At 72.7% G+C, this 18497-nt stretch carries 14 protein-coding genes; 7 read left to right on the top strand and 7 right to left on the bottom strand.

Going from position 1 to position 18497, the window contains the following annotated elements:
- Window positions 1-27 precede the first annotated feature (27 nt).
- From coaE to rpsA, 3 genes are all read right to left on the bottom strand, one after another.
- On the bottom strand, window positions 28-630 hold the full coding sequence (gene coaE / locus ACZ5NJ_RS11170) for a dephospho-CoA kinase (protein ID WP_468764453.1): 603 nt from the start codon (window positions 628-630) through the stop codon (window positions 28-30).
- A gap of 56 nt (window positions 631-686) precedes the next feature.
- Window positions 687-1625, bottom strand: coding sequence for a PAC2 family protein (locus ACZ5NJ_RS11175; protein ID WP_468764455.1), 939 nt, complete (start codon window positions 1623-1625; stop codon window positions 687-689).
- 166 nt (window positions 1626-1791) lie between these two features.
- The gene (gene rpsA / locus ACZ5NJ_RS11180; RefSeq protein ID WP_468764456.1) at window positions 1792-3306 is read right to left on the bottom strand and encodes a 30S ribosomal protein S1; all 1515 of its coding nucleotides are present in this window, start codon (window positions 3304-3306) and stop codon (window positions 1792-1794) included.
- A gap of 371 nt (window positions 3307-3677) precedes the next feature.
- Here rpsA and ACZ5NJ_RS11185 point away from each other — a divergent pair, with 371 nt between their 5' ends.
- Both ACZ5NJ_RS11185 and hrpB read left to right on the top strand, forming a co-directional pair.
- Window positions 3678-4526 (top strand): class I SAM-dependent methyltransferase, encoded by an 849-nt coding sequence (locus ACZ5NJ_RS11185; protein WP_468764457.1) that lies wholly within the window; start codon window positions 3678-3680, stop codon window positions 4524-4526.
- 4 nt (window positions 4527-4530) lie between these two features.
- The gene (gene hrpB, locus ACZ5NJ_RS11190) at window positions 4531-7092 is read left to right on the top strand and encodes an ATP-dependent helicase HrpB (protein WP_468764458.1); all 2562 of its coding nucleotides are present in this window, start codon (window positions 4531-4533) and stop codon (window positions 7090-7092) included.
- Here hrpB and pgfA read toward each other — a convergent pair.
- From pgfA to ACZ5NJ_RS11205, 3 genes are read right to left on the bottom strand one after another with little or no spacing between them, the layout of a single operon-like run.
- Window positions 7079-8056, bottom strand: a complete 978-nt coding sequence (gene pgfA, locus ACZ5NJ_RS11195; protein WP_468764459.1) for a cell envelope lipid trafficking protein PgfA — start codon at window positions 8054-8056, stop codon at window positions 7079-7081. The two genes, hrpB and pgfA, sit on opposite strands and share 14 nt — an antisense overlap.
- Before the next feature lie 12 nt (window positions 8057-8068).
- Entirely contained in the window at window positions 8069-8212 is a 144-nt protein-coding gene (locus ACZ5NJ_RS11200; protein WP_468764460.1) for an SPW_0924 family protein, read from the bottom strand.
- Between the two features lie 59 nt (window positions 8213-8271).
- Window positions 8272-9504, bottom strand: coding sequence for a lytic transglycosylase domain-containing protein (locus tag ACZ5NJ_RS11205; RefSeq protein WP_468764461.1), 1233 nt, complete (start codon window positions 9502-9504; stop codon window positions 8272-8274).
- 156 nt (window positions 9505-9660) lie between these two features.
- Here ACZ5NJ_RS11205 and ACZ5NJ_RS11210 point away from each other — a divergent pair, with 156 nt between their 5' ends.
- Window positions 9661-10518: a DUF4184 family protein gene (locus ACZ5NJ_RS11210; RefSeq protein WP_468764462.1), complete on the top strand. Its 858-nt coding sequence runs from the start codon at window positions 9661-9663 to the stop codon at window positions 10516-10518.
- Window positions 10519-10550: 32 nt separating this feature from the next.
- On the opposite strand, the gene polA is transcribed toward ACZ5NJ_RS11210, so the two are convergent.
- Window positions 10551-13271 carry a DNA polymerase I gene (polA, locus tag ACZ5NJ_RS11215; RefSeq protein WP_468764463.1) on the bottom strand — a complete coding sequence of 907 codons (2721 nt, stop codon included), beginning with the start codon at window positions 13269-13271 and terminating at the stop codon, window positions 10551-10553.
- A 103-nt stretch (window positions 13272-13374) separates the two neighbouring features.
- On the opposite strand from polA, the gene ACZ5NJ_RS11220 reads away from it, so the two are divergent.
- The 4 genes from ACZ5NJ_RS11220 (at window position 13375) to ACZ5NJ_RS11235 (ending at window position 18480) form a co-directional block, all read left to right on the top strand.
- The gene (locus tag ACZ5NJ_RS11220) at window positions 13375-15645 is read left to right on the top strand and encodes an FdhF/YdeP family oxidoreductase (protein WP_468764464.1); all 2271 of its coding nucleotides are present in this window, start codon (window positions 13375-13377) and stop codon (window positions 15643-15645) included.
- Between the two features lie 54 nt (window positions 15646-15699).
- Window positions 15700-16164, top strand: a complete 465-nt coding sequence (locus tag ACZ5NJ_RS11225; RefSeq protein WP_468764465.1) for a PaaI family thioesterase — start codon at window positions 15700-15702, stop codon at window positions 16162-16164.
- Between the two features lie 142 nt (window positions 16165-16306).
- Window positions 16307-16948, top strand: coding sequence for a Tat pathway signal sequence domain protein (locus tag ACZ5NJ_RS11230; protein WP_468764466.1), 642 nt, complete (start codon window positions 16307-16309; stop codon window positions 16946-16948).
- A 299-nt stretch (window positions 16949-17247) separates the two neighbouring features.
- Window positions 17248-18480 carry a branched-chain amino acid ABC transporter substrate-binding protein gene (locus tag ACZ5NJ_RS11235; RefSeq protein WP_468764467.1) on the top strand — a complete coding sequence of 411 codons (1233 nt, stop codon included), beginning with the start codon at window positions 17248-17250 and terminating at the stop codon, window positions 18478-18480.
- The last annotated feature ends 17 nt before the right edge of the window (window positions 18481-18497 follow it).

Raw genomic sequence — 18497 nt, forward strand, 5'->3', positions numbered from 1 at the left:
TCCCCGTCACGGCACGGCCGCGTTCCGCTACCGGGCGGCGGCCCGGGCGGTGAGTTCCCGCCAGACCCCGCGCACCTGGGGCTCCAGCGCCTCCAGCGGGCCGTCGTTGTCGATCACCAGCGTGGCCACCGCCAGCCGCTGTTCCCGGGTGGCCTGCGCGGCCATGCGGGAGCGGGCCTCCTGCTCGGTCATCCCGCGCAGTGCGGTGAGCCGGGCGAGCTGGGTCCCGGGCGCCGCGTCCACGACGACGACCAGGTCGTACAGCGGCGCGAGCCCGTTCTCCGTGAGGAGCGGGACGTCGTGGACCACGATCGCGTCGGGCCCCGCGGCCCCTTCCAGCTCGGCGGACCGGGCCCCGACCAGCGGGTGCACGATCGCGTTCAGGGTGGCGAGCTTCTCGGGGTCGGCGAAGACGATCGCCCCCAGCTTCGGCCGGTCCAGCGACCCGTCGGCGCTCAGCACGGACTCCCCGAAGGCCTCCACCACGGCCGCGAGGCCCGGCGTACCGGGTTCCACGACCTCCCGCGCGATCCGGTCGGCGTCCACGACGACCGCCCCGTACCCCGCCAGCAGCCGCGAGACCTCGCTCTTGCCGGCACCGATTCCGCCTGTCAGGCCCACCTTCAGCATGTCCAGCACCCTAGCGTCCCGCCCCCGGACGGCCATGGCCGCGTCCCCCGGCTCCGCTACGCCTCGCCCTCGCGCTCCGCGAGGAACCGCTCGAACTCGCGGCCGATCTCGTCGGCCGTCGGGATCTCGGCCGGCTCGGCGATCATGTTGCCGCGGGTCTCGGCGCCGGCGGCCGCGTCGTACTGGTGCTCCAGCCCCTGGACCAGGCTGACGAGTTCCTCGTCGCCCTCGCGGATCTGGCGGTCGATCTCCGTCTGGGTGCGGTGCGCCTCGGTGCGCAGGGCGTGCGCGACGGCCGGCAGGACCAGGCCGGTCGCGGCCGTGATCGCCTCCAGCGCGGTGAGCGCCGCGTCCGGGTAGGGGGAGCGGGCGACGTAGTGGGGGACGTGCGCCGCGACGCCGAGCACGTCGTGCCCGGCCTGGCCGAGGCGGAACTCGACCAGCGATTCCGCGCTGCCGGGGACCTGCGCCTCGTCGAAGGGGCTGCGGTGTCCGGGCATGAGGTCGGTGCGGTTGCCGTGCGGGGTGATGCCGACGGGCCGGGTGTGCGGGACGCCCATGGGGATGCCGTGGAAGTTGACCGAGAGCCGGACGCCGAGCCGCTCGACGATCTGGCGGACGGCGACGGCGAAGCGCTCCCACTCCACGTCCGGCTCGGGGCCGGACAGGAGCAGGAAGGGCGCGCCGGTGGCGTCCTGCACGAGGCGGACCTCCAGCCGGGGCTCCTCGAACTCGCTCCAGTGGTCGCGCTGGAAGGTCAGCAGGGGCCGGCGGGCCCGGTAGTCGACGAGCCGGTCCGCGTCGAAGCGGGCGACCACCTGGTGGGGCAGGGTGTCGAGGAGCCGCTCGACGATCTGCTCCCCGGTCTCGCCGGCGTCGATGTACCCCTCGAAGTGGTAGAGCATGACCAGTCCGGCCGAGTCCTGGGCGAGTGCCAGGTCGGCCACCGCCAGACCCTTGGCGTCCCATTCGTACAGACCCTGTGGATCAAGCACCCTCACCACTCCTCCCTCTCGCCGTGTTCTCTCCACAGAACGTCCAAGGACGCCCGGCCATTCCCCAGTTGGGAGGGAAACGCGACGAGGCCCGTCCCCCGAAGGGGACGGGCCTCGCCGTTCAGCTCACCTCACGCCGGAGCGTGGAGCACTCGCTGCGCTGCGATCAGCTCTGGCCGCCGGCCAGCTTCTCGCGGAGCGCGGCCAGGGCCTCGTCGGACGCCAGGGCGCCGGAGGTCTCGTCCGCACCCTCGGAGGAGTAGGAGCCACCGGAGATGCCCGCACCGGCGTTGCCACCGGCGACCGGGGCGGTCTCGCCCGCGGCGGCAGCGGCCTCGTCGGCCTCGCGGCTCTTGATGACCTGCGCCTGGTGCTGCTCGAAGCGGACCTGCGCCTCGGCGTACTGGCGCTCCCACGTCTCGCGCTGGGTCTCGTAACCCTCGAGCCAGTCGTTGGTCTCGGGGTCGAAGCCCTCGGGGTAGATGTAGTTGCCCTGGTCGTCGTAGGACGCGGCCATGCCGTACAGGGTCGGGTCGAACTCGACCGACGCCGGGTCGGCACCGAAGGACTCGTTGGCCTGCTTGAGGGACAGCGAGATCCGGCGACGCTCCAGGTCGATGTCGATGACCTTGACGAAGATCTCGTCGTTGACCTGGACGACCTGCTCCGGGATCTCCACGTGGCGCTCGGCCAGCTCGGAGATGTGGACCAGACCCTCGATGCCCTCGTCCACGCGGACGAACGCACCGAACGGAACCAGCTTGGTGACCTTACCCGGGACGACCTGGCCGATCTGGTGGGTCCGGGCGAACTGCTGCCACGGGTCCTCCTGCGTCGCCTTCAGCGACAGGGAGACGCGCTCGCGGTCCATGTCCACGTCGAGGACCTCGACGGTGACTTCCTGACCGACCTCGACGACCTCGGACGGGTGGTCGATGTGCTTCCAGGACAGCTCGGAGACGTGCACGAGGCCGTCGACGCCGCCCAGGTCCACGAACGCACCGAAGTTGACGATCGAGGAGACGACGCCGGAGCGGACCTGACCCTTCTGCAGGGTGGTGAGGAACGTCTGGCGGACCTCGGACTGGGTCTGCTCCAGCCAGGCACGGCGGGACAGGACCACGTTGTTGCGGTTCTTGTCCAGCTCGATGATCTTGGCTTCGAGCTCCTTGCCCACGTAGGGCTGGAGGTCGCGGACGCGACGCATCTCGACCAGGGAGGCCGGGAGGAAGCCGCGGAGGCCGATGTCGAGGATGAGACCACCCTTGACGACCTCGATGACGGTACCGGTGACGATGCCGTCTTCTTCCTTGATCTTCTCGATCGTGCCCCAGGCACGCTCGTACTGAGCGCGCTTCTTGGACAGGATCAGGCGGCCTTCCTTGTCCTCCTTCTGGAGAACCAGGGCCTCGATCTCGTCACCGACCTTGACGACCTCGTTCGGGTCGACGTCGTGCTTGATCGAGAGCTCGCGGCTCGGGATCACGCCTTCCGTCTTGTAACCGATGTCGAGCAGGACCTCGTCCCGGTCGACCTTCACGATGACGCCGTCGACGATGTCGCCGTCGTTGAAGTACTTGATCGTCTCGTCGATCGCGGCCAGGAAGGCTTCCGCGTTACCGATGTCGTTGACCGCTACCTGCGGAGTGGTGGTGGCGGTGGTCTCGGTGCTGCTCGTCATGTGGGAAAGGGCTCCGGTTACGGACAGAAAGTCGTAGGTACTGCTACGCCGGGAGCCCTTATCGGCATCTGCCGATGAAGCCGGACAGCCAAGGAAGCCCATCCCCCGCAAGGGGTAGGGGCCTCGAAAACCGAGGGGACATTCAACAGATGCAAGCGCAGCCTGCTATGTCTGAGGAGCACAGGCTCGCAGCGCAACTTGTAGCATACGGGGGCAGCCGGACAGGGTCAATGCGCGAAGGCGCACACCGCGGGCGGATCACCGCATAACCGGCACAATTCATGGGCGGGAACGCCCTGATGAGCGATCCGCACGAACTTTCAGCCGTCCGGGTGCATACCAGCCATCCGCAGACTACGACGACGGGCCCCATGAACCAAGAGGACTACGCCCCCGAAGACGCGCCCGGGGACGAGGACGCGTACGAGGACGACGCCGAGGCCACCCGGCGCGAGGCCGGGGAGGCGGAGAGCAGCCGCGCCAGCCGGGGCTGGTGGGACCGCAACGCCGACGAGTACCAGAGCGAGCACGGCGCGTTCCTCGGCGACGACCGCTTCGTCTGGGGGCCCGAGGGCCTGGACGAGGAGGACGCCGCGCTCCTGGGCCCGGCCGCCTCCCTCAAGGGCAAGGACGTCCTGGAGATCGGCGCCGGCGCCGCCCAGTGCTCGCGCTGGCTGGCCGCGCGGGGCGCCCGCCCGGTGGCCCTGGACCTCTCGCACCGCCAGCTCCAGCACGCCCTGCGCATCGGCGGGGAGGTCCCCCTCGTCGAGGCCGACGCCGGTCGGCTGCCCTTCCGCGACGCCGCCTTCGACCTGGCCTGCTCCGCCTACGGGGCCGTCCCCTTCGTCGCCGACCCCGTAGGCGTCATGCGCGAGGTGCACCGGGTGCTGCGTCCGGGCGGGCGCTGGGTCTTCTCCGTCACCCATCCGCTGCGCTGGGCCTTCCCCGACGAGCCGGGCCCCGAGGGGCTCTCGGTGTCCGCCTCCTACTTCGACCGGACCCCGTACGTCGAGCAGGACGAGCAGGGCCGCGCGGTCTACGTCGAGCACCACCGCACCCTCGGCGACCGGGTCCGGGACGTGGTCGCGGGCGGCTTCCGGCTGCTGGACCTGGTGGAGCCGGAGTGGCCGGAGTGGAACACCCAGGAGTGGGGCGGCTGGTCCCCGCTGCGCGGCAACCTGATCCCGGGCACGGCGATCTTCGTCTGCGAGAGGGACTGATCCCTTGACCTCCGCGCTCCGCCGGTCCGCCCTCGACGCCCTTCCCGTACGCGAGGCCGTGCCCGCCCTGCTGGCGGCGCTCGACGGCCACGGCACGGCCGTGCTGTGCGCCCCGCCGGGCACCGGCAAGACCACCCTGGTCCCCCTGGTGCTCGCCGGGCTGGCGGGCGGGGGCCCGCGGCGGCGGGTGATCGTCGCCGAGCCCCGCCGGATCGCCGCCCGGGCGGCGGCGCGGCGGATGGCCTGGCTGCTGGGCGAGGCGGTCGGGGAGTCGGTGGGCTTCACGGTGCGCGGGGAGCGGCTCGCGGGCCCTTCCACCGTGGTGGAGGTGGTGACCACCGGGGTGCTGCTCCAGCGGCTCCAGCGCGACCAGGAGCTGGCCGGGGTGGACGTGGTGGTCCTGGACGAGTGCCACGAGCGGCACCTGGACGCCGACACCGTCGCCGCCTTCCTGCTGGACGTGCGCGAGACCCTGCGGCCGGAGCTGCGCCTGGTCGCGGCCTCGGCGACGACGGACGCGGCGGGCTGGTCGCGGCTGCTGGGCGACGCGCCGGTGGTGGAGGCCGCGGGGGTCTCGTACCCGGTGGAGACGGTGTGGGCGCCGCCGGCCCGGCCGGTGCGGCCGCCGCACGGCATGAGGGTGGATCCGGCGCAGCTGGCGCACGTGGCCTCGGTGGTGCGGCGGGCGCTGGCGGAACGTTCCGGCGATGTGCTGTGCTTCCTGCCCGGCGTGGGCGAGATCGCCCGGGTGGCCGGGCAGCTGGCCGGGGTGGACGCGGCGGTGCTCCAGGTCCACGGCCGGGCGCCGGCGGCGGTGCAGGACGCGGCGCTGACGGCCGCACCGCACCGACGGGTGATCCTTTCGACGGCGGTCGCGGAGTCGAGCCTGACGGTGCCGGGCGTACGGGTGGTCGTGGACTCGGGGCTGGCCCGTGAGCCGCGCGTGGACCACGCGCGGGGGCTGGGCGCGCTGGCGACCGTACGGGCCTCGCGCGCGGCGGGCCGCCAGCGGGCGGGGCGGGCCGGGCGCGAGGCGCCGGGCACGGTGTACCGGTGCTGGGCGGAGGCGGAGGACGGGCGGCTGCCGGCCTTCCCCTCCCCCGAGATCCGGATCGCGGACCTGGCGCGGTTCGCGCTCCAGGCCGCCTGCTGGGGCGACCCCGCCGCGTCGGGGCTCGCGCTGCTGGACCCGCCGCCGGCCGGGGCGATGGCCGCGGCCCGGGAGGTGCTGTCGGTGGTCGGCGCGGTGGACGCGGCCGGGCGGCCGACGCCCCGGGGGCTGCGGATGGCCCGGCTGGGCCTGCACCCGAGGCTGGCGCGGGCGCTGCTGGACGGGGCGGGGGCGCTGGGCGCGCGGCGGGCGGCGGAGGTCGTGGCGCTGCTGAGCGAGGAGGCCCCGCGGGAGTACGGCGACGACCTCGCGGCCGCCTGGCGGTCGGCCCGCCGTGGCGGCGACGCGTACGCGTCCCGCTGGCGTGCGGAGACGGCCCGCCTGGAGCGCGCCCTGGGCCCCGCCGGCGGCGGGGCCGCACCTCCGGCCTCGCCGGCGTTCGAGGCGCGGGGGTCCGGGGCGCAGCGCCGGGGAACGGCCGACGACGACGCCGCGCTGGTCGCGGCCCTGGCGTTTCCCGAGCGGGTGGCGAAGGCCAAGGGCTCGGGGAGCTTCCTCATGGTCTCCGGGACGGGGGCCGAGGTCGCGGAGGGGTCCGGGCTGCGGCACGCGGGCTGGCTCGCGGTGGCCGTCGCCGACCGGCCCCCGCACGCCGCGTCGGCGCGCGTCCGGCTGGCCGCGGTGCTCGACGAGGACACCGCCCGGGCCGCCGCCGCGCACCTGCTGGCCTCCGGTGAGGAGGTCCGCTGGGAGGGCGGGGACGTGGTGGCCCGGGCCGTCGAGCGGCTCGGGGCGGTCCAGCTGGTGGAGCGCCCGCTGCGTGACCCCGACCCGGCGCTCGTGCGGGCCGCCCTGCTGGACGGGCTGCGCGACGAGGGGGTCGGCCTGCTGCGCTGGTCCCCCGACGCGGTCTCCCTGCGCGCCCGCCTCGGCTTCCTGCACCGTACGCTCGGCGGCGCCTGGCCGGACGTGGCGGACGACGCGGCGCTCGTGGCGCGGGCGGACGACTGGCTGGAGCCGGAGCTGTCGCGGGCCCGCCGCCGCGCCGACCTGGGCCGGATCGACGCCGGTCAGGCCCTGAACCGGCTGCTGCCCTGGGCCACCGGGGAGGCGGTCCGGCTGGACGAGCTGGCCCCGGAGCGGATCGAGGTGCCGAGCGGGTCCCGGATCCGGGTGGACTACTCCGCCGAGCAGCCGGTGCTGGCGGTCAAGCTCCAGGAGCTGTTCGGGCTGGCCGAGACGCCCCGGGTGGCGGGTGTCCCCGTACTCGTGCACCTGCTGTCGCCGGCCGGGCGGCCCGCCGCCGTCACCGCCGACCTCGCCTCCTTCTGGCAGGGCGGCTACCGGGCGGTGCGGGCCGAGCTGCGCGGGCGCTACCCGAAGCATCCGTGGCCCGAGGACCCGGCGACGGCCGAGCCGACCCGGCACACGAACGCCCGGCTCAGGGGCCGCTGACCGGGGCGCCCGGGGCCCGGCGGCCCCGGGCCTCCAGCCAGAGGGCGGCCGCGAGGAGCGCGAGGCCGGCGAGGGCGAGGCCGGCCGGGGCGTAGGTGTGGAGCGCGAGGACCTTCGTACGGTTGGCGGCGACGAGGTCGCGGGTGTACTTCGCGTAGTCCTCGCGCATCGTGACGTGCCCGGCGAAGGCGGTGAGCCGGCCTTCGGGGGCGCTCGCCGCGATGCCGCCGCGCATCTCCTGCCGGATGTCCTGCTCGGCGTTGACGGGCGCGCCGGTCACCGGGTCGACCCAGAAGCGGGCCGTGACCGTGTACCAGAGGGTGGTTCCGGTGGTCTGCTCGATGGTCGCCGGGTCGATGCCCTCGATCGGCATCTTCTTCGGCATGGGGACCTTGGTCCAGGGGACGGTCTGCTCGAAGTAGTAGACGTCCATGCCCCGGTAGGTGCGGGGGCCGGCGTAGTGGATCGGCGAGGAGGTCCGGGTCTGGGCGTCGAAGTAGAGGTAGTCGCGCGGCTCGGTGAAGAAGGGCCACTTGAATTCGATGCCCTCGCGCCGGACGGGGTCCCCGTCGACCATCTCGCCGGTGGCGTGCACCGGGTCCTGGGTGTGCGCGTCGAAGATGTAGCGCTCCGGGATCCGGGAGACCATCCTGCCGTCCGGGCCCATGATGTAGGTGAGGGTGTCCCAGACGACGACGTCCTTGCCCGCGTCGGCCTCGATCTCCCGGGATGCCTCGACGTTGCCCTTGAGGGTCTGGACGATGGTGACCTTGTCGACCTTCTTGGGCTGCATCCCGCCGGTGTAGTCGAGGAGGGTGGCGTCCTTGGCCTCCAGGACCACCGCCTGGTACTGGTTCGGCGGGATCTTGGCCAGGCGGGGGTACGCGTACCAGCGCAGCAGTGGTGCGAGGGCTGCGCAGAAGACGGCGAAGGCAAGCAGGACGAGGCTCGCTCTGCGTCGCACGGCCGGACCTCCTTACTCCTGTCCGGGCGCGGGGGGCGCGGTGGTGAGCAGGGGCCGGGGCGAGGTCCTGCCTTCGGGCGCCCCGAACGCCGTGACGGCGAGGACGAGGGCCAGCGCGGCGGCCAGCCCGACGGCGGCGGCGACGAGTGCGCGCACGGCGGGGCCTCCCTGGATCTGATGGGTCGTCAGGGAGGCGTACCGTAGCAACGCGGGGGTCAGATGAGAACCGTCGGGCGCTCCCGTGCGCTAGGGAGTGGCGGTGACGGGCTTCGGGAGGCGGACGGCGCGGGGGGCGCGGCCGTCTTCGTCGGCTTCGGGGAGGCCGAGGGGCTCGGGGTGGCGCTCGGCTTCGGGGTCGGCGTGGGGGTGGGCGTGGGCTTGGGCGTGGGGGTGGAGCTCGGCTTCGGGGTCGGCGTGGGGGTGGGCGTGGGCGTGGGGGTCTGAGAGGGGCTGGGCGTGGGGGTCGGCGTCGGCGTGGGGGTCGGCTTCGGCGTCGGCGTCGGCTTGGGAGTGGGGCTCGGGGTGGGCGTCGGGGTCGGCTTCGGGGCCGGGGTGCCCGGCACGGGGAGCGGGGCCGGGCCGGTGCCGTCCGGGACCTCGTGCGCGCCCTGGAGGTAGTACGCGTACCAGGACCGCACCGTCCGCAGGTACTCCGCCGACTGGTTGTACGAGAGCACGGCCCGGTCCAGGCCGTCGCCGGTCCTCAGGTCCCGGTGGCCCGCGCACAGGTAGCGTCCGGCCGCCAGGGCCGCGTCGTGGACGTTGTTGGGGTCGCGCCGGCCGTCGCCGTTGCCGTCCTGGCCCCACGCCGCCCACGTGGACGGGATGAACTGCATCGGGCCGACGGCCCGGTCGTGGCGGGCGTCGCCGTCGTAGGCGCCGCCGTCGGTGTCGGCGATGTCCGCGAAGCCGTTGCCGTCGAGCACGGGTCCCAGGATCGGCCGCAGGGTCGTCCCGTTCGCGTCCACCCGGCCGCCCCCGGCCTGCCCGGACTCCACCTTTCCGATCGCCGCGAGGAGTTGCCAGCGCAGCCCGCACCCGGGGTCGTCCGCGCCCACCCGCTGCTCGGCCCGCCGGTACGCGGCGAGCACGCTCGCCGGTATGCCCTGCGCGCCCTCCCCCACCGGCTGCGCCAGTGCCGCCGCGGCCGCCGGCGCCGACGCGGCCTCCGGCTGGGCCGCGGGGGCCGCCGCCTCGCCGTCCGGCAGGAGCGCGGCCGGCGGTGCGGGGCTGTCCAGCGGCGGGAGTTCGGTGAAGTACGACGAGTCCCCGCCCGCGCCCGACGCGGCGGCGGGCGGCTGCGCGGCGCCCTCCCCGGCCGCCGCGATCCGCTCCGGGCCGGCGACCGCCGGGCCCTGGGAGGCCGTCATCGCGGCGGCGACCAGCGCCGATACCAGTGCCGCGGCCGCGCCCCGGCGCAGACCGCGTCCGAATATTCGTGCCGACATGAGCGGGAACCCTCCACTGGATGTCCGAACGTCCGCGTGACCCTACGTCAACTCCCTGCACACGGCACGCACTCCGGGCCCGACATTCACCACATCCCCACGAGCCTGCGCAGGTCACGCATACTGTCCGGACATCGGCTACTTCCGGGAGGCTCCGTGCCGTTCACTCTCAGCCACGCGGCCGCCGTGCTTCCGGCCATCCGCCGTTCGGGCCGCGCGCGGGGGCCGCTGGTCGCCTCGGCGCTGGTGCTGGGATCGTTCGCACCGGACTCCTTCTTCTTCGCGGACGCCGTCGTCGGGGGCCTCATGGGCTACGGCGACTTCGCCCACTCGCTCCTCGGCGTGCTCACCGCGGACGCCGCGCTCACCGCCGCCCTCACCGCGTGCTGGCTGCTGCTGCGCGAACCGCTGCTCGCGCTGCTGCCGTCCGCCGGGCGCGGCCGCGTCCACGCCTTCGTCCGCGGCGAAAGCTGGCGCGGCCACCCGCTCCCCGCGCTCGCGCTCCGCTTCTACCTCTCGGCGGTCGCCGGCTCCCTGACCCACGTGGTCTGGGACAGCTTCACGCACGGCGGGCGCTGGGGCACCGAGGCCCTGCCGTGGCTCGCCCGGCCCCTCGCCCTCGGACTGCCCGCCTACACCCTCCTCCAGTACGGCACCTCCGCCGTCGCCGCCTGCGCCCTGCTCTGGTTCACGGTGAGCGCCCTGCGCGGGCTGCCGGCCCGGCCCGCGCCGCCGTCGGTGCCGGTGCTCGGCCGGGCGGAGCGGTGGGGGGCGCTGCTCCTGATCGCCGCCTGCACGGCGGCCGGGATCACCCTGCGGGTGCTGCGCTTCTTCACCTTCCACGACCGGATCCGAAGCCCCCTCGACATCATCCCGACCGTCTGCTTCGGGGCGGGCGGCGGACTCGTGGTGGGCCTCCTGCTGTACGGGGCCCTGGTGCGGCTGCGCCACCGCCCCGACCGGGACGACGCCCGCCCGGACCGCGAAACGCGGACGCCCGTCCCCGCCGCATAGGCGGGGACGGGCGCCGGGGCACGCCGTCGGGGTCAGTGCGCGGCGGACTCCCAGTCGCCGCCCACGCCCACGGACACGTCCAGCGGGGCCCGCAGCTCGACGGCCGCGCCCATCTCGCGGCGCACCAGCTCCTCGACCCGCTCCCGCTCGCCGGGGGCGATCTCCAGGACGATCTCGTCATGGACCTGGAGCAGCATCCGCGAGGCCAGACCCTCTTCGGCCAGGGCCCGGTCCACCCGCAGCATCGCCACCTTGACGATGTCGGCGGCGGTGCCCTGGATCGGGGCGTTCAGCGCCATCCGCTCGGCGGCCTCGCGGCGCTGGCGGTTGTCGCTGTTGAGGTCGGGCAGGTAGCGGCGGCGCCCGAAGACGGTGGCCGTGTATCCGGTGGCCCGCGCCTCGTCGACCACCCGCTGGAGGTAGTCGCGGACCCCGCCGAACCGCTCGAAGTACGTCTCCATCAGACCGCGCGCCTCGGCCGGCTCGATGTTCAGCTGCTGGGAGAGGCCGAAGGCGGACAGCCCGTACGCCAGACCGTAGGACATGGCCTTGATCTTGCGGCGCATCTCGGCGTCGACCTGGTCGCGCTCGACGGAGAACACCTGGGAGGCGACGGTGGTGTGCAGGTCCTCACCGGAGGTGAACGCCTCCAGCAGGCCCTCGTCCTCGGAGAGGTGCGCCATGACGCGCAGCTCGATCTGGCTGTAGTCGGCGGTCATGAGGGATTCGAAGCCCTCGCCGACGACGAACCCCCGGCGGATGGCCCGGCCTTCGTCGGTGCGCACCGGCACGTTCTGCAGGTTGGGGTCGGTGGAGGACAGGCGGCCGGTCGCGGCGACGGTCTGGCTGAAGCTGGTGTGCACCCGGCCGTCGGCGCCGATCGTCTTGACGAGGCCCTCGACGGTGACGCGCAGCTTGGCCTGCTCCCGGTGGCGGAGCATGATCACCGGCAGTTCGTGGTCGGTCTGCGTGGCCAGCCAGGCCAGCGCGTCCGCGTCCGTGGTGTAGCCGGTCTTGGTCTTCTTCGTCTTCGGCAGGTCCAGCTCGCCGAAGAACACCTCCTGGAGCTGCTTGGGCGAGCCGAGGTTGAACTCATGCCCGACCGCCGCGTGCGCCTCCTTCACCGCCTGCTGCACGGCTCCGGCGAACTGCTGCTCCATCGCCTCCAGGTGGTCGCGGTCGGCGGCGATGCCCGCCCGCTCCATCCGGGCCAGCAGCTCCGAGGTGGGCAGCTCCATGTCGTGGAGCAGCTCCGTGGCGCCGACCTCCTCCAGCTTGCCGGTGAAGGCCTCGCCGAGGTCCAGGACGGCGCGGGCCTGCGCCATCAGGGCCTCCGCCTCGGCGGTCTCGTCGGCCCCGAAGGCCAGCTGGCCGTCGGCGGCGGCGGGCTGGAGCTCACGGTGCAGGTACTCGTTGGACAGCACGTCCAGCGCGAAGGAGCGACGGCCCGGCTTGACCAGGTAGGCGGCGAGCGCGGTGTCCATGGTGACGCCGGCCAGGCTCCAGCCGTGCTCGGGGAAGACCCGCATCAGGCCCTTGGCGTTGTGCACCACCTTGGGGCGCGCCGGGTCGGCGGCCCAGGCCGCGAAGGCCTGCTCATCGGCCTCGTCCAGCACGGACGGCTCGAACCAGGCGGCGGCCCCGCCGGCCGCGGCCAGCGCGACCTCGCTGACGTTCCCCTGGCCCAGCGCCCAGCTGTCCACGGTGGAGATGCCCAGCGGCCCGCCCGCGTGGGCGGCCAGCCACGGCGCCAGCTCGCCCGCGCCGATCACGGTCGCGTCCAGCTCCACGCCGGGGGCCGGAGCCGGGGCCTCCTCCTGCGCGGCGCCCGGGTCCACGGCGAGCAGCCGCTCGCGCAGCGAGGCGTTGCGGATCTCCAGTACGTCCAGCACGCCGGTGACGGCGGAGCGGTCGTACGGCAGGCGCACCAGGTCGCCCGCGGCCTTGGGCAGCTCGACGTCCTTGACCATCTCGGTCAGGACCCGGTTGAGCTTCACGGCCTCCAGGTGGTCGCGGAGGTTCTGCCCGGCCTTGCCCTTGACCTCCTCGGCCCGCTCCACCAGCTCCGCGAACGAACCGAACTGGTTGATCCACTTCGCCGCCGTCTTCTCGCCGACGCCCGGGATCCCCGGCAGGTTGTCGGACGGGTCACCGCGCAGCGCCGCGAAGTCCGGGTACTGCTGCGGGGTGAGCCCGTACTTCTCCACGACCTTCTCCGGCGTGAACCGGGTCAGCTCCGAGACACCCTTCGTCGGGTAGAGGACGGTCGTGTGCTCGGAGACCAGCTGGAAGGAGTCCCGGTCGCCGGTGACGATCAGGACGTCGAACCCGAGGGCCTCCGCCTGCGTCGCCAGCGTCGCGATCACGTCGTCGGCCTCGAACCCGTCGACCGCGAACCGCGGCACCTTCATCGCGTCCAGGAGCTCGCCGATCAGCTCGACCTGCCCCTTGAACTCGTCGGGGGTCTTCGAGCGGTTCGCCTTGTACTCGGGGAACTCCGTCGACCGCCACGTCTTGCGGGACACGTCGAACGCCACCGCGAAGTGCGTGGGCGCCTCGTCACGCAGGGTGTTCGCCAGCATCGACGCGAAGCCGTAGATGGCATTGGTCGGCTGGCCCGTCGCCGTCGTGAAGTTCTCCGCGGGCAGCGCGAAGAACGCCCGGTACGCCAGGGAGTGCCCGTCCATGAGCATCAGGCGCGGGCGGCCCGCTGCGGTCGTCTGGTCGGTCTTCTTCGATGCTGTCTCTGCCACGCCCCCGATCCTAGGCGCCCCCACCGACAAATCCGCCGTCGGCGATGTCGGCGGAGCGTGACAGGATCGGGGTGTACGAGAAAACTGCTCGAAGGGGAGCGACATGGCCACCAAGCCGCCCGCAGGTGATCCGGTACAGGACGCGCCGCACGTCGGACCCCCTGCGCACGCCGCGGCCGGCCTGCCCGCCATCGGCCACACCCTCAAGATCGCGAACGAGCAGATGGGCCCGGTCCGCACCGCGCGGACCCTCCTCAAGGTCAACCAGAAGAACGGCTTCGACTGCCCCGGCTGCGCCTGGCCCGAGGGCGACAAGCGGCACACCGCCGAATTCTGCGAGAACGGCGCCAAGGCCGTCGCCGAAGAGGCCACCCTGCGCCGCGTCACCCCCGCCTTCTTCGCCGAGCACCCCCTCGCCGAACTCGCCGGCCGCTCCGGCTACTGGCTCGGCCAGCAGGGCCGCATCACCCACCCCATGTACCTCCCCGAGGGCGGCGACCGCTACGAGGCCGTCAGCTGGCAGCGGGCCTTCGAGATCATCGCCGAGGAGCTGAACGCCCTCGCCTCCCCCGACGAGGCCGTCTTCTACACCTCGGGCCGCACCAGCAACGAGGCCGCGTTCCTCTTCCAGCTCTTCGCCCGCGAGTACGGCACCAACAACCTGCCGGACTGCTCCAACATGTGCCACGAGTCCTCCGGCTCCGCGCTCAGCGAGACCATCGGCATCGGCAAGGGCAGCGTCTCCCTCGAAGACCTCCACCAGGCCGAACTGATCATCGTCGCCGGCCAGAACCCGGGCACCAACCACCCCCGCATGCTCTCCGCCCTGGAGAAGGCCAAGCACGCCGGCGCGAAGATCATCTCGGTGAACCCGCTGCCCGAGGCCGGCATGGAGCGGTTCAAGAACCCCCAGACCCCTCTCGGCATGGTCAAGGGCACCCCCCTCAACGACCTGTTCCTCCAGATCCGCATCGGCGGCGACCAGGCCCTCTTCCGCCTCCTCAACAAGCTCGTCATCGAGACCGACGGCGCCCTCGACGAGGCCTTCATCCGCGAGCACACCCACGGCTACGACGACCTCGCCGCCGCCGCCAAGGAAGCCGACTGGGACGAGACCCTCAAGGCCACCGGCCTGACCCGCCCCGAGATCGAACGCGCCCTCGCGATGATCCTCGCCTCCCGGCGCACCATCGTCTGCTGGGCGATGGGCCTCACCCAGCACAAGCACGCCGTCGCCACCATCCGCGAGGTCGTCAACCTCCTCCTGCTCCGCGGCGACATCGGCCGCCCCGGCGCCGGCGTCTGCCCCGTCCGCGGCCACTCCAACGTGCAGGGCGACCGCACCATGGGCATCTTCGAACGCCCCGCCCCCGCCTTCCTCGACGCCCTCGACCGCGAGTTCTCCATCACCTCGCCCCGCGCCCACGGCTACGACGTCGTCCGCGCCATCGAAGCCCTGCGCGACGGCAAGGCCAAGGTCTTCTTCGCCATGGGCGGCAACTTCATCGGCGCCACCCCCGACACCGACGTCACCGAGGCCGCCATGCGGCGCGCCTCCCTGACCGTCCACGTCTCCACCAAGCTCAACCGCTCCCACGTGGTGACCGGCCGGCGCGCCCTGATCCTGCCCACCCTCGGCCGCACCGACAAGGACGTCCAGGCGACGGGCAAGCAGTTCGTCACCGTCGAGGACTCCATGGGCATGGTCCACGCCTCCCGCGGCAACCTCGCCCCCGCCTCCCCGCACCTGCTCTCCGAGCCCGCCATCGTCGCCCGCATGGCCCGCGCCGTCCTCGGCACCGCCTCCCGGACCCCCTGGGAGGACTTCGAAGCCGACTACGCCGCCATCCGCGACCGCATCGCCCGCGTCGTCCCCGGCTTCGAGGACTTCAGCGCCCGCGTCGCCCGCCCCGGCGGCTTCCGGCTCCCCCACGCCCCCCGCGACGAGCGCCGCTTCCCCACGAAGACCGGCAAGGCCAACTTCACCGCCGCCCCCGTCGAATACCCCGAGGTCCCGGCCGGCCGGCTGCTCCTGCAGACCCTGCGCAGCCACGACCAGTACAACACCACCATCTACGGCCTCGACGACCGCTACCGCGGCATCACCGGCGGCCGCCGCGTGGTCATGGTCCACCCCGAGGACGCCGCCGAGCTCGGCCTCGCCGACGGCTCCTACACCGACCTCGTCAGCGAGTGGAAGGACGGGGTCGAGCGCCGCGCCCCCGGCTTCCGCGTCGTCCACTACCCCACCGCCCGCGGCTGCGCCGCCGCCTACTACCCCGAGACCAACGTCCTGGTCCCCCTGGACTCCACCGCCGACACCAGCAACACCCCCGCCAGCAAGTCCGTCGTCGTGCGCTTCGAACCGGCCTGATAGAACGACCCCAGGACCAGATGGTTAACGATCGTTGACGAACGGAGCAGGCCCATGGCCGACGAGCAGCAGCACGCCGTGAAGTTCCCCCAGGAAGTCCTCGACGAGTACGCGGCCCTGGGCATAGACCTGCCCGCCCTGTTCTCCGCCGGCGCCCTGGGCGAGCGAATGGAGATCAGGATCCTGGAGGCCTCCGCCGACCGCGTCGTCGCCACGATGCCGGTCAAGGGCAACACCCAGCCCTACGGGCTGCTGCACGGCGGGGCCTCCGCCGTCCTCGCCGAGACCCTCGGCTCGGTCGGCGCCATGCTGCACGGCGGCAGCGGGAAGATCGCCGTCGGCGTCGACCTCAACTGCACCCACCACCGGGGCGCGCGCGACGGGATCGTCACCGGCACCGCCACCCCCGTCCACCGCGGCCGCTCCACCGCCACGTACGAGATCGTCATCACCGACGAGCAGGACCGCCGCGTGTGCACCGCCCGCCTCACCTGTCTCCTGCGCGAGACGGAGTCCTGACCTCCGGCTCCGCGGACGACATGGAGCCTTAACGACAGGGCCGAGACGGCCCGTTGTGCGTCCCACGGCGCCGGTCTAGCGTTCCCCGCATGGGAACCGGACCGGCGCCGCGGCGCATCACACCCACCCCCGGCGGCCCGCCGTGAGCGGCGGGGGGATAGGCCCCCTGGAGCCCGGTGAGGGCACCTGGGACCGGGAGGACGCGCGCACGGGATCCCGTACGCCCGCCCCCGCCCGCTGGAGCGACCGCCCGCGCGGCTTCTACGCCCGCCACCGCCGCGCCGTCCTCACGGCCGCCTCGGCCGCCGTCCTGGCCGTCGCGGCCTTCCGGATCTACACCACCCGCCCCGAGCCGCCGGTGGTGCTGCCGCCGGCCGCGCCCTCCCAGACCCTCTCGCTGGCCTACGGGGAGCCGGTGGAGCCGGCGCCCGACGGCGCCGCGTTCGCGTTCACTGTCCGTGTGCGGACCTCGGGTGGGCCGCCGGTCACGGTGGAGCGCGTCGGGCAGCCCTCGCCGGCTCTGGGCGTCACGATCCGGCCAGCGCTCCCGGCCGGGGTGGCGGCCGGGGAAGCCCGCGAGCTGCTCGTGCTGATTCACGTAAAAGACTGCGTGCATGTAGCACGGAATTCCGGACTCCCTTTCCTGGAAGTAACCCTGAGTAATGGATTCCAGAAAGAGGATCACAGTTACATCCCCGGTGACCGATATGCCAGAGATCTCTCCGTCGCACTGACCAGGGCATGTCCCGAAGATCGAGACAAGCCCTCCGCAACGCCGTCATGACCAAAAACCCCTAGAGTCCTGGCGCGTCAGGACCCAAACCGCCGCATGCTCCTGCCCCATCTCAGCATCCGGACAAGACGAACCGGCCTGAATTCCCCCGTTCCACCCGCACACATCCGCTATGTATTACGCCGTGGCATAACAAGAGAGTCACATCATTGGCCTCAGCCCTCCATATCCCCCGAAGAGCCGCCTAGAGTCACCGCCAGTTACCGCGACCGCCGGATTTACTCAGTTCGGTTCCCCGCGTTCGACTCGACGCGTCCCACGGGGGACGCGGCGACAGGAAAGGACTGAACGTGCGCTCTCGTCAGCTCATCGCCGTGACCGCCGCCCTCGCCGCGGGCGCTCTCACCCTCACCGCCTGCGGTTCGCGCAACGACAGCGGCGGCTCCGCCAACGGTGACGGCGGCACCACCGTCACCATCGCCGTCGACGCCCCGCTGACGGGCGACCTCTCCGCCCTCGGCCTCGGCATCAAGAACTCCGCCGAACTCGCCGTCAAGCAGGCCAACGAGAAGAAGTACGTCAAGGGCGTCACCTTCAAGTTCCAGGCCCTCGACGACCAGGCCCAGGCCACCTCCGGCCAGCAGAACGCCACCAAGCTCGTCGCCGACAAGGACGTCCTCGGAGTCGTCGGCCCGCTGAACTCCTCGGTCTCGGAGTCCATGCAGAAGGTCTTCGACGACGCCAAGCTCACCCAGATCTCCCCCGCCAACACCAGCCCCTCCCTGACCCAGGGCCCCAAGTGGGCCGAGGGCCAGAAGACCCGCACCTACAAGAGCTACTTCCGCACCGCGACCACGGACGCCATCCAGGGCCCCTTCGCCGCGCAGTACCTCTTCAACAAGGCGGGCAAGAAGAAGGTCTTCATCATCGACGACAAGAAGACCTACGGCGCCGGCCTCGCCGGAACCTTCAAGGGCGAGTTCACCAAGCTCGGCGGCCAGATCGCCGGCGAGGGCCACATCGACCCCGACTCCAAGGACTTCTCCGCCGTCGTCACCCAGGTCAAGTCCTCCGGCGCCGACGTCGTCTACTACGGCGGCGAGTACCCCGCGGCCGGCCCGCTGAGCAAGCAGATCAAGGCCGCCGGCGCCAACATCCCGCTCGTCGGCGGCGACGGCATCAAGGACAAGAAGTACGTCGAGCTCGCCGGCCCCGGCGGCCAGGGCGACCTGTGCACCTCCGTCGGTGCCCCCGTCGAGACCCTGCCCTCCGCCAAGGAGTTCGTCGACAACTACAAGAAGGCCGGCTACAAGGACGACTACTCCGCCTACGGCGGCTACTCGTACGACTCCGCCTGGGCCATCATCGAGGGCGTCAAGAAGGTCGTCGACGCCAACAACGGCAAGCTCCCCTCCGACGCCCGCGCCAAGGTCCTCGAAGCCGTCCAGGGCGTCTCCTTCGACGGCGTGACCGGCAAGGTCTCCTTCGACGAGTTCGGCGACGCCACCAACAAGCAGCTGACCGTCTACAAGGTCGACGGCGACGACTTCAAGACCGTCGAGTCCGGCACCCTCGCCGGCTGACCCGCTCACCCCTCACC

This window comes from Streptomyces sp. NPDC032091 (assembly GCF_055580265.1).